At 63.7% G+C, this 8927-nt stretch carries 8 protein-coding genes; 2 read left to right on the top strand and 6 right to left on the bottom strand.

The genetic code is table 11. The features are described from left to right. Window positions 1–47 precede the first annotated feature (47 nt). Both ACTHL0_RS14855 and ACTHL0_RS14850 read left to right on the top strand, forming a co-directional pair. Window positions 48–2327, top strand: coding sequence for an Orn/Lys/Arg decarboxylase N-terminal domain-containing protein (locus ACTHL0_RS14855; protein WP_440567572.1), 2280 nt, complete (start codon window positions 48–50; stop codon window positions 2325–2327). Window positions 2328–2329: 2 nt separating this feature from the next. Next, window positions 2330–3217 (top strand): lysozyme inhibitor LprI family protein, encoded by an 888-nt coding sequence (locus tag ACTHL0_RS14850; protein ID WP_440567571.1) that lies wholly within the window; start codon window positions 2330–2332, stop codon window positions 3215–3217. A 193-nt stretch (window positions 3218–3410) separates the two neighbouring features. On the opposite strand, the gene ACTHL0_RS14845 is transcribed toward ACTHL0_RS14850, so the two are convergent. The 6 genes from ACTHL0_RS14845 to ACTHL0_RS14820 all read right to left on the bottom strand — a co-directional run bounded on the left by ACTHL0_RS14845 (window position 3411) and on the right by ACTHL0_RS14820 (window position 8861). After that, on the bottom strand, window positions 3411–3692 hold the full coding sequence (locus ACTHL0_RS14845) for a hypothetical protein (protein WP_440567570.1): 282 nt from the start codon (window positions 3690–3692) through the stop codon (window positions 3411–3413). Continuing rightward, a complete protein-coding gene (locus tag ACTHL0_RS14840) occupies window positions 3689–4174 on the bottom strand; it encodes a hypothetical protein (protein WP_440567569.1) in 486 nt (161 codons plus the stop codon). Before ACTHL0_RS14840 ends, ACTHL0_RS14845 begins: the two co-directional genes overlap by 4 nt. A 481-nt stretch (window positions 4175–4655) precedes the next feature. After that, window positions 4656–6059 (bottom strand): argininosuccinate lyase, encoded by a 1404-nt coding sequence (gene argH, locus ACTHL0_RS14835; RefSeq protein WP_440567568.1) that lies wholly within the window; start codon window positions 6057–6059, stop codon window positions 4656–4658. Between the two features lie 229 nt (window positions 6060–6288). Then, window positions 6289–7149, bottom strand: a complete 861-nt coding sequence (locus ACTHL0_RS14830; protein ID WP_440567567.1) for an anti-sigma factor — start codon at window positions 7147–7149, stop codon at window positions 6289–6291. Window positions 7150–7232: 83 nt separating this feature from the next. Further along, complete coding sequence (locus tag ACTHL0_RS14825; RefSeq protein ID WP_440567566.1) at window positions 7233–7823, bottom strand: sigma-70 family RNA polymerase sigma factor; 591 nt, start codon at window positions 7821–7823, stop codon at window positions 7233–7235. A 111-nt stretch (window positions 7824–7934) separates the two neighbouring features. Then, window positions 7935–8861 (bottom strand): helix-turn-helix transcriptional regulator, encoded by a 927-nt coding sequence (locus ACTHL0_RS14820; RefSeq protein WP_440567565.1) that lies wholly within the window; start codon window positions 8859–8861, stop codon window positions 7935–7937. Window positions 8862–8927: the final 66 nt, after the last annotated feature.

The raw sequence follows: 8927 nt of genomic DNA, 5'->3' as shown, positions 1-8927 counted from the left end.
ATCAAGAAACTCCCAACCCAGGGCACTAGTCTTTGGAGAATTCGCCCATGAAGTTTCGTTTCCCCGTCGTCATCATCGACGAAGATTTCCGCTCCGAGAACATTTCCGGCTCGGGCATCCGCGCGCTGGCGGAAGCGATCGAAGGGGAGGGTGTCGAAGTGCTCGGCCTGACGAGCTACGGCGACCTGACTTCGTTCGCGCAGCAATCGAGCCGTGCGTCATGTTTCATTCTGTCGCTCGACGACGACGAACTCATGCTGGGCGAGACGGGACCGGATGGGGAACTGCCCGAACTGGCGACGGCTATTCTCGAGTTGCGCGCGTTCGTTACCGAGGTGCGCCGCCGCAACGCCGATATTCCGATCTTCCTGTACGGCGAAACGCGCACCTCGCGCCATCTGCCGAACGATATCCTGCGCGAGCTGCACGGCTTCATTCACATGTTCGAGGACACCCCGGAATTCGTCGCGCGCCACATCGTGCGCGAGGCGAAGGTGTACCTCGATTCGCTGTCGCCGCCGTTCTTCAAGGAACTCGTCAAGTACGCCGACGAAGGCTCGTACTCGTGGCACTGCCCGGGGCACTCGGGCGGCGTCGCGTTCCTGAAGAGCCCGCTTGGGCAGATGTTCCACCAGTTCTTCGGCGAAAACATGCTGCGCGCGGACGTGTGCAATGCCGTTGACGAACTTGGGCAGTTGCTCGATCACATTGGGCCGGTGGCGGCTTCCGAGCGCAATGCCGCGCGCATCTTCAGCGCCGATCACCTGTTTTTCGTCACGAACGGCACGTCGACGTCGAACAAGATCGTCTGGCACGCAACCGTTGCGCCGGGCGATATCGTCGTCGTCGATCGCAACTGCCACAAATCGATCCTGCACGCGATTACGATGACCGGCGCGATTCCGGTGTTCCTCACGCCGACGCGCAACAACTTCGGCATCATCGGCCCGATCCCGCGCGACGAATTCAAGCCTGAGAACATCCGCAAGAAGATCCTGGCGAACCCGTTTGCGCGCGAGGCCCTCGAAAAGAATCCGAACCTGAAGCCGCGCATTCTGACGATCACGCAAAGCACGTACGACGGTGTGGTCTACAACGTCGAGATGATCAAGGAATTGCTCGGCGATTTCCTCGATACGCTGCATTTTGACGAAGCGTGGCTGCCGCATGCCGAGTTTCACCCGTTCTATCAGGACATGCACGCGATCGGCGCCGGGCGTCCGCGTACGGGCGCGCTCGTGTTCGCGACGCATTCGACGCACAAACTGCTCGCCGGCATTTCGCAGGCGTCGCAGATCGTCGTGCAGGACTCGGAGCATGGCGTATTCGATCGGCACCGGTTCAACGAAGCGTATCTGATGCATACGTCGACGAGCCCGCAGTACGCGATCATCGCCTCGTGCGACGTCGCCGCTGCGATGATGGAGCCGCCTGGCGGTACAGCACTCGTCGAAGAATCGATCGCCGAGGCGCTCGACTTCCGCCGCGCAATGCGCAAGGTCGATGCCGAGTACGGCGAAGATTGGTTCTTCCAGGTCTGGGGCCCCGAGGCGCTGGCTGACGAAGGGATCGGCTCGCGCGAGGATTGGATCCTGCGCGCCGAAGACCCATGGCACGGCTTCGGCCCGCTGGCCGACGGCTTTAACATGCTCGATCCCATCAAGGCGACGATCGTGACGCCGGGGCTGGACATGGCGGGCGACTTCGGCGAAACGGGCATTCCGGCGGCGATCGTGACGAAGTATCTGGCCGAGCACGGCATCATCGTCGAAAAGACGGGCTTGTACTCGTTCTTCATCATGTTCACGATCGGCATCACGAAGGGCCGTTGGAATTCGATGGTGACCGAGCTGCAGCAGTTCAAGGACGACTACGATACGAATCAGCCGTTGTGGCGCGTGCTGCCCGAGTTCGTCGCGCAGCATCCGGCCTACGAGCGCATGGGCCTGCGCGATCTGTGCCAGGCGATCCACAGCGTTTATCGCGCGAACGACATCGCGCGCCTGACGACGGAAATGTACTTGTCGAACATGGAGCCGGCGATGAAGCCGTCCGACGCATTCGCGAAGCTCGCGCACCGCGAGATCGATCGTGTGCCGATCGACGAACTCGAGGGGCGCGTGACCAGCATTTTGCTGACGCCCTATCCTCCGGGCATTCCGTTGCTGATTCCGGGCGAGCGCTTCAACAAGACGATCGTCAACTATCTGCGGTTCGCGCGCGAATTCAACGAGCGCTTCCCGGGTTTCTCGACGGATATTCATGGCCTCGTAGCGGAAACGGCGGGCGGGCGCACCGAGTATTTCGTCGATTGCGTGCGCGTTTGACGATGCTGAAGTCGAAGAATCCTCTCCGCGCGTTCGCGGAATCGGTCCTGCGATGCGCGTTGCTCGTCGCCCTGTCCGGGGCGCCGCTTGCGGCGCATGCCGAGGCGGCGCGTGCTGATCCAATCGATACGGCGATGCAAAACTGCTCGGCCCGTGCGGATCGTTCGTCGACACCGGGGCAGGTGCAATGCATCGAGGCCGCGCGCGATGCGTGGCAAGCGGCGATCGATAGCGCGATGCGCTCGATCGAGGGCACTGCCCCCGATGCGGCGCGGCGCGGCTGGCAGGACAGCCAGAATCATTGGCTCGCTTGGCGCAAGGAAGAGGCGCCGCTGTTGCGTGCAGTCTTCGCGACGACGCGCGGCAGCACCTATTCGATTACGCAAGCGAACATGCAGCTGCAGTCGGTGCGCGATCGCGCGCTCGCGCTTCGGCATGTGGCGTCGCGTTTTGCGCCGCCGCCGGCGGCGGCTCCTGCTGCTCCCACATCGGCTGCATCGGGGGCATCGGCGGCAACTTCGGGAATGATGTCGGGTGCGGTTGCAGCGATGGCTTCAGGGGCCCGCGTGGGCTCGGACGCGCCGGCTGTTTCGAGCCCTGTTGCGTCGCGCGCGCAAAGCGACGACGCGCGCGCGCATGACGAGCGGATGCGCCCGTGCAATGTCGATGCGGCCTGCGAGCATGCGCAGTTCGATTTGCGGCGCTATGAGCGGGCGCTGCGGGATAAGTTGCCCGCTCGCGCGCGGCCGGCGCTCCTGCGCGCGCAGCGCGCGTGGAAGGCGTACTTCGATGCCACCGCGCCGCTGGGTACCGAAGCTGAGCGTGTGGATCTCATCGGCGAACGCGTGGCGACGATCAAGCGCTTGTCGGAGACGGTGGGGAATGATTGAGGGGGGCAGCTGGCGTTAAACCGGCGTTTCCTCCGTCGCCACCCATCGTTCGCCCGGCCGGCTCGAGCAAGCCGAAATGAGAAGCCCGATTGCGATGCTAGCCGCCGGACGAAGGTTTGTCATAGTTCGCTTTACGACATAGCCGATTCGTTTGCACGGAGATGGGCCGATTGCAACAGTTGACGCAGGCAGATCAAGCGGCGGCTTTGATATTGAAGTTGTGTTTGCCCGTCACCCAGCCGCGCCCTTTTTCGCATTCGATTTCCGTATGCTGATACACCTTCATCTCTATCATGCGCAGCGGCGTACAAGCGTCGCCAGGCCGTAGGGTAAACAGCGTTCTCGTTTCTGCGTCGTCATTGGATGCGTAGACTGGGGTTGCCTTCGCCGCAACCCAGATGCCGCTTGGCTGCTCGGAACAAGCGCAAATTAGGAGCGCGATTGCAATTGCACCCGATAAACGAAAGTTTGTCATGATCCGATTTTGCGATAAAACCGCTTTTCCTTTACTCGTTTGGAGTGGGACAGGCCCACCGCGAGGTCTGCTGGGCTGACTATGCCAAATCCTCGCGGATCATGGGCGAGAATTCCCACTTGGCGCAGCACGTCAGCTACATTCGACGAACAGCTATTCCCCAGGAGGCTGTAACTGTGGCGCACGGGATCGTGGTTGGAGGCTTCCACACGGCGCTTCAGCTCCGCTTCAATCGCTCTTTCTTCCTGTGGGGAAACCCGCAGTACGTAGCCAGTCGAATCTCGAAAGTTCCGTTGGTCACTAACGTACTCGGCGTATGTTCTCTTTGCATCGTACCTTGTAGGCGCTCGGGAGTAGGCTATGCCGTTCACGATAATTGCCGCATGCCCGAATTGCGATCCAAACTTAGCGAGCCGCGAATCGCTGATAATCACCTCGACGGTCGCCGTCTGAGCGCGAAGCACCTTGAGCTGCGGTTCCATTGCCGGAGTGCTCGCCCGAATTGCGACTAACCTATATTTCACCCCGTCAGGAGTGACATGGACTTGCTCTAGCATCGCTACCCTGCGAGGTAGGCGTAGATCGGCTCAGCAGACGCGGTCGAAGCGAGCACGTGCGTTCTCCCGTGGCCGTCCGTATCGCCGTACTCGAAGCAGCCGTGTTTCCGGAGCGGAGCGACCGGCGCATAAAGAATGTTCAAGGTGTCGCCCCTTTGCCGAATGATCCTAAGAGATGTCGGCGATGGTAGGCGACTTGCGGTTCAAGACACTCATAGGTGCACGATTTTCAGACCAAACAACGGGCGCGGGTACCTTGGGGGCGCTACAGAAGGGTCAGGACGAGGTGACCGTTTGCGCAAGTCACCTGTAGAGGGGAAGAGGAGAGGAGAGCGTACCGCCGATACGCCGAAATCCAGCGCGACGGCGTCGACTGTCTGCCGAGCCCGCCGTCGCGCTTCTGCGCTTACAGCGTCTTTCGTACCGCTTGAACAGCCGCATGCACCTGCTCAGGTGCCGTGCCACCCGGATGGTTGCGGCTTGCCACGGACCCTTCCAGCGTCAAATACCCGAACACGTCCTCGCCGATCAAATGCGCGACGTTCGGCAGCTCCGTACGCATTTCATCGAGCGTCAGATCGGCCAGATCACATCCGCGATCGTCGCAGATCCGCACCGCATGAGCGACAGCCTCATGCGCGTCGCGGAACGGCAGGCCGCGCTTGACCAGGTAATCGGCCAGATCCGTCGCCGTCGAAAATCCTTGCAGTGCCGCGGCACGCATCGCTTCAGGTTTCACGGTGATACCCGCCACCATCTCGGCAAAAATCCGCAACGTATCGGCAACGGTATCGACCGTGTCGAACAGCGGCTCTTTGTCTTCCTGATTGTCCTTGTTGTAGGCGAGCGGCTGGCCCTTCATTAGCGTCAACAAAGCCATCAAATGGCCATTCACACGGCCCGTCTTCCCACGCGCCAACTCGGGTACGTCGGGATTCTTCTTCTGCGGCATGATCGACGAACCCGTGCAGAAGCGGTCGGCCAGATCGATGAAGCCCACACGCGGGCTCATCCACAGCACCAGCTCTTCCGACAAACGCGAGACGTGCGTCATGACGAGCGCCGCCGCAGCCGTGAATTCGATCGCGAAGTCACGATCGGACACGGCGTCGAGCGAGTTCGCGCAGATACCGTCGAAACCGAGCGTCTTCGCCACCGCATGCCGATCGATCGGATAGCTCGTGCCGGCGAGCGCGGCCGCGCCGAGCGGCAAGCGATTGACGCGCGTACGGCAATCGCGCATGCGCTCGGCATCGCGGCCGAACATCTCAACGTAGGCCAGCAGATGATGGCCGAACGTGACCGGCTGCGCGACTTGCAAGTGCGTGAAGCCCGGCATGATTGTTTCCGCATGCTGCTCGGCCATATCGACGAGGGCAACGCGCAAATCCTTGATCAGCCCGCCAATGCGATCAATTTCGCCGCGCAGCCACAGGCGGATATCGGTGGCGACTTGATCGTTGCGCGAGCGGCCCGTATGCAGGCGCTTGCCGGCATCGCCAATCAGCGCGGTCAGGCGTGCTTCGATATTCAGGTGGACGTCTTCGAGATCGAGCTGCCAGACGAATTCGCCGCGCTCGATTTCCCCTTTGATTTGCGCCATGCCGCGCTCGATCGCTTCGAGATCGGCCGCGGCGATGATCTTTTGCGCAGCCAGCATCTTCGCGTGCGCGAGGGAGCCTTCGATGTCGACGAGCGCCATGCGCTTATCGAAGAACACCGACGAGGTGTAGCGCTTGACGAGCTCCGACATCGGCTCCGAGAAGCGAGCCGACCAGGCTTCGCCTTTTTTGTGCAGTTGAGACGTCATGATGATGGGCGGTGAGAAGGTAGGCCGAAGTGGCTAAGCCGAAGCGGCGGATAAGCGCTCGATTTTATCACCGCCGCCCGAGCGGCTTGCCGCCTTGACGAGCCAGCAGGGAATCCGCATGACAAAGGGCCGGCTGGAGGGTGGACTAAGCAGCCAACCGGGCAGCCAACCGGGCAGCGGGCCAAGCAGGCCAAGCAGGCCAAGCAGGCCAAGCAGGCCAAGCGGCGAACTAAGCCGTCGCCATCAACGAGCCTTCGCAGACGACGGGGCCGGTCGGCCCGTCCGCACGCCGCGAGCCGCCCATTGGCTCGACCGAGACGGCAATCTTCGCGTAGACGTTCATCCCATGAACTTTCATGGAGACGACTTCACCGGCCGGCAGCATCCCAAGCGACACCATCTTGCCGTCGCGCATCACACCCCAGAGTTGCTCGCTCTTGCCGGGCGGCGGCGCATTGCCGCCCGTCATACGATGCACGCTGACCATCGCGTTCTTGTCGTCCCACATCACGAACGCCATCGTCGCGCTTTTCGGTTGATCGGGCGGCACGAGCGCGGCGACGTACGCCACGCGCTCGATCTTCGCACCGCTTGGCTGCCTTGCCTCCGCGGTTTGCTGAGTTTGATCCGAGGGTACGCCTTCGGGCGCGAACGGCCGCAACGTCACCGCCAGCGCAACAACAGCGGCGAGCGCCAGCCCCGTCGCACCGATCGACCAGCCGCGCCAGAACGTCAAGGAGTCGAACCAGCGTGCGCGAGCCGCACTCCGCTCGGCACGCATGGCGCCCGGCCGTGCGGGCGTCCGCGCGGTCGCGGCTTGAGCCGCTTGAGCCGCCTGAGCCGCCTGAGCGGCGGCCGAGAGCCCGAGCCTGCGCTCGACGCCTTCCCACACGCTCGCGGGTGCCGCAACGCTCGGCGCCAGTTCGGTCATCGCCCCGATACGTGCCTGCCAGCGCTCGATCGCTTCGCGCACATGATGGTCGCGGCTGGCCAGCGTCTCGAAGCGCTTGCGCGCGCCCCCGCGCAATACCCCAAGCGCGTATTCTCCGGCGAGACGGTCGATTAGATCGGGATAACGGTGCAAGTCCATGTCAGTCTCCCGTCCGGCCACGCGAAGAGAGGCTAAAGCCTCCTCGCGGGAATATGAACGGAATGAACGTGAGGGTCGTCATCTCACTTGCCCCCCATGCAAATCTTCAGTTTTTCAAGGCCGCGCCGCACCCAGGACTTGATCGTCCCGAGCGGCACGGACAGCTGCTCCGCAATCTCGCTATGGCTCTGATCGCGCAGATAGGCGAGCGCGACGGCTTGACGCTGGCTCGCGTCGAGGCGCGACATGCAGACCGCGAGCAACTTCGCTTGTTCGGACAAAAGCGCCGACTCGGCCGGGTCGCGCTCGTCGCCGGCGATGACTTCGTCGAGCGTGTCGCTCCATTCGGTCGTCAACGCCGAGCCGTCGGACGCACTGGCCTTTTGCCGGCGCAAAAAGTCGAGCGCGCGATTGCGGACGATGGCGGCCATCCACGTGAGCGGCGCCGCAAGCGCCTCGCGGTAATCGCCCGCATAGCGCCAGATATTGACGAACGACTCCTGCAAGGCTTCCTCCGCCCATTCGCGCTTCACCAATATACGCAGCGCAACGCCAAACAGTTTCGCGCTGGTGAGCTCGTAGAGCGTGCGCAGCGCGCTGGCGTCCTGCTCGGCGACGCGCGCGAGCAGAGCCGCAAGCACGGGCGGCGTGGGTTCGTTGGGCAAGGTGGTCATAAGGCGGCGTCGGGGCCGTCGTGTACGTTGGGCGCTATCTTACCGCCTGCGCACGCCTGCGCACGCCGACGCACGCCGACGCACGCCGGTGCGGACGCGCCGCTCCGCGTTTCAGGCGCGCACGAGCACGACGAGCAGCAAATCCTCGCGATGGGCAGGCCGCAGCGTGATCTGGTTGTACACGACCCGCCCCTGCCGCGGATGATCGAACGCCCGGGAGCCGCCTTCACGCTCGCCGACGTCCTGCGACGACCAAAAGCCGACGAATGCCTCGCTGTCAGCGCTGAGCGCGTCGATCAGGGCGCGCGTGGGGCCGTCGTTCAGATGCCGGATCGAATCGGCGCGAAATTCGGCAACGAGCCGCCGCGCGCGCGTTTCCCAATCGACGATGAGCGTGCGCGCGGCCGGCTCGGTGAACGTGAAGCGCAATAAATTGCGCTCGCGCGCCGGGTCGGGCGGGCCGTCGAGCCAGCCCACGAAGAGCTCGGCCGCGTGCGTATTCCAAGCCAGCGCGTTCCATTGCCGATCGAGCACGTAGGCCGGGGCGTCAATGAGGCCCACTGTCGCGATGAGCGCCGCCGGCGCGTCGTTCGACGCGGGCGTCGGCTCGGCCGGATCGCGCTCGCCGGCGAGTTCGAACAGGTAACCGCGCTCGGCGCGCGAGAGCCGCAGGGCGACGGCGATGCGCGCGAGGGCGTCGGCCGAAGCCGAGACGGGGCGCCCTTGCTCGATCCACGTGTACCAGGTCGGACTCACGCCGCACATTTGGGCGACTTCCTCGCGGCGCAGCCCCGGCGTGCGCCGGCGCGGGCCCGGCGGCAGACCGACGGCGGCCGGCGTCAGGCGTTCGCGATGGGCACGGATGAATTCGCCAAGGGCGCGCGCCGGCGTGGCTTCCAGCGATGCGTTGGGCGACGACGATGCACTCGGCGCAGCCGGGGCGCCGGACGGGCCGGAGCGCCCTGGCGTGTCCGGCGTGTCCGGCGTGTCCGGCGCAGCGCGATGCGCGCGCAATCGAGACGGCTCAGCGGTAGTCATGGGTGATCGGATCGAATGGATAGGTGGACGTATCGGGCGAGGCGATCGAAGCCGGGTAGGCCGGAT

Source organism: Trinickia sp. (assembly GCF_051961175.1).
Taxonomy (GTDB): domain Bacteria; phylum Pseudomonadota; class Gammaproteobacteria; order Burkholderiales; family Burkholderiaceae; genus Trinickia.
The sequence above is the reverse complement of the archived record's forward strand: the minus strand, read 5'-3'. Positions and strand labels throughout refer to the sequence as shown.